Here is a 2,436-nt window from a genome sequence, read left to right as displayed (position 1 = left end):
TAAAATCATTTCCTGAAGCACCTACATCTGGCAGGTGAATAGTGGAATTTCTCTACTATTGCGTATAGAGCAATAATAAAATCATTTCCTGAAGCGCCTCCATCTGGCAGGTGAATAGTGAAATTTCTCTTCTATTGCGTATAGAGCAATAGTAATTTCATTTTCTCAAGCACCTGCTAGATGGAGATGAATAATGTACCATTTTAGCTGTGTCGGTTCACTACTAGACTTCCTTCTTCCTCCTTCTTCAATATGTCAAATCTTCTCGAACAAGCAAAAATTGCAGCTCAACAACTAAATTGGTCTTTAGTTAATCATTATTTACAGCAATTTATCTCAGAGAGTAAATCAAATAAAACTACTTCAACATTGTCATGGGAAAATGTTGCTCTAGATGAGGTAATTGACTTAGCGATAGAAGTTTTAGAGAATGGAGATTTTCAAGAAAAATGGGGTATTGATAAACTGTTTAAGCAAATTGGTAAACCAGCTATTTCTCCGTTAATTGAAATTCTTAAGGATAGAGAAATAGACCTAGAAGAGCGTTGGTTTGTAACTAAGATATTGGCCGAGTTTAACAGTGAAGAAGTCCTAGAAGTTATGGGAAATATAATTGTTAGCTCAGAGGCGGAAGATTTACAGGAAATAGCAGCAGAAACCTTAGCAAATTTTGGCGATTCAGGAATTGATTTATTAACAGATCTATTGGCAAATTCAAAGTTAAGATTATTGGTAACAAAAGCTTTAGGTAAAATCAATTGTATTAGTACAATTCCCGCATTGTTAAGTGTAGTTAAAGATGAAAATAATGAAGTACGAATTGCAGCGATATCTGGTTTAAATAATTATTGTGACTCACGCATTCCTATAGTATTAATTTATGCTCTAAAAGATACAGTAGCAAAAGTTAGAAAAGCAGCAATAATGGGTTTAGTTGGTTATGCTAATTTACACCAAGAATTAGGTTTGGTGAAGTTGCTGCAATCTTTACTATGGGATATAAATTTTGAAGTTTCTCAACAAGCAGCGATCGCTCTGGGAAAAATTGGTACAGATTCAGCAGCGACGGCTTTATTTGAACTGTTAAAAACTGCGACAGTACCAATTTTTTTAAAGATAGATGCAGTGCGTGCTTTAGGTTGGATTGAAACTAAAGTATCCTTAGAATATTTGCAAAATTTACTGGGATATAATTTCTTGGTTGAAGAACATTATCAGGCACAAATTGTGAATGAAATGATTGCGGCATTGGGCAAGTTGGAAAAACCGGAATTAAAATGGCAAGCAACAGATATTTTGATTGAATTTATTGTCAGTGGTAATCTTAGTTTAGAAAGTGTTTATGTGAAAAAAACTCTGGCTTTAGCTCTGGGATATTTAGGAAATATTCATGCCTTAGATTATCTCATTCAACTCTTAGAAGATGAGGATAATAGTGTCAGACTTCATTCTGTAGCAGCAATGAAACAATTAGATGCAGAAAAAGCATATCAAAAACTTCTTTCTTTGTCTCAGGAAGCAACTTTAAACTCACAGTTAAAAACTGGAATAGAAATAGCTATTGCAGAGATGAATAAATTTAATAAAATTTAGAAGACTTCTTGCATAAGTCAGGGAATAGCGGTGCGACCCCGCGTCGGCGTAAGACGCAAGGGAATGCTGACTAAGAGAGGGAATAAGGAATAGGGAATAGGGGGAACAAAATTGTTGATTCTATTCTTGAATTAATTTAATTAAAACTTTTGCAAGAGGTTTAAACGATTTTGATGGATGTTTGTGGAAAATGGTAGGGATGTTGCATACAATCTCTGTAGGTTAGATAGAAAAAGGAATAAGGCTTTAGTTATTTAGGAAAGAAGGAGTAAATTTTGAAAAAAAAGGGAAAAATGATCGAGATAGTATCTGAAATAAATTCTAGCAACTCTTTTTAAGGATCTCTGAGCAAGATACACCTTTTTGTAGAATTATTTTTTCAAAATTAGTATTAAGCACCTATACAGAATTATTTACACAAGTGATATTTAGACAGTAAGGATTTCAGCTTTGCTCAATGTGTAATTTATTTTGTTTACCTGCTTATATCCTAATATCCGGTATATTAATTTCTTATGTTATGTTTGATTTTAGGGAACAGCTCAAATCCTGAATTCCCTATTAATATATATAAAATATTATTAATTAGCGATAATAAAAATGTTTTTCTCTATCAAATCACCGAATAATTAATAATTATTCAGCTTAAAAACCTCTTTTTTCAAAGAAAAAAAAAGAAATAATATTTCCTGATATTCAATTCCCTCACGGTTTTAACTAGAGGTAATTATTCATTATCAATTATCAATTATCAATTATCAATTATCAATTATCAATTATCAATTATCAATTATCAATTATCAATTATCAATTATCAATTATCAATTATCAATTATCAATTAT

At 31.7% G+C, this 2,436-nt stretch carries 1 protein-coding gene; it reads left to right on the top strand.

Features of this window, described 5'->3' with window-relative positions:
* Window positions 1–252: 252 nt before the first annotated feature.
* Window positions 253–1,593, top strand: coding sequence for a HEAT repeat domain-containing protein (locus ACP6PL_RS30295; protein ID WP_426549087.1), 1,341 nt, complete (start codon window positions 253–255; stop codon window positions 1,591–1,593).
* The last annotated feature ends 843 nt before the right edge of the window (window positions 1,594–2,436 follow it).

This window comes from Dapis purpurea BLCC-M126 (genome assembly GCF_050015975.1).
Lineage (GTDB): Bacteria > Cyanobacteriota > Cyanobacteriia > Cyanobacteriales > Microcoleaceae > Trichodesmium.
This window is presented reverse-complemented; position numbering and strand designations above follow the sequence as displayed.

What these genes read in the sequence shown, in the direction of transcription:
- ACP6PL_RS30295 (WP_426549087.1), top strand. Translation starts at nt 253, where the DNA reads ATGTCAAATCTTCTCGAACAAGCAAAAATTGCAGCTCAACAACTAAAT.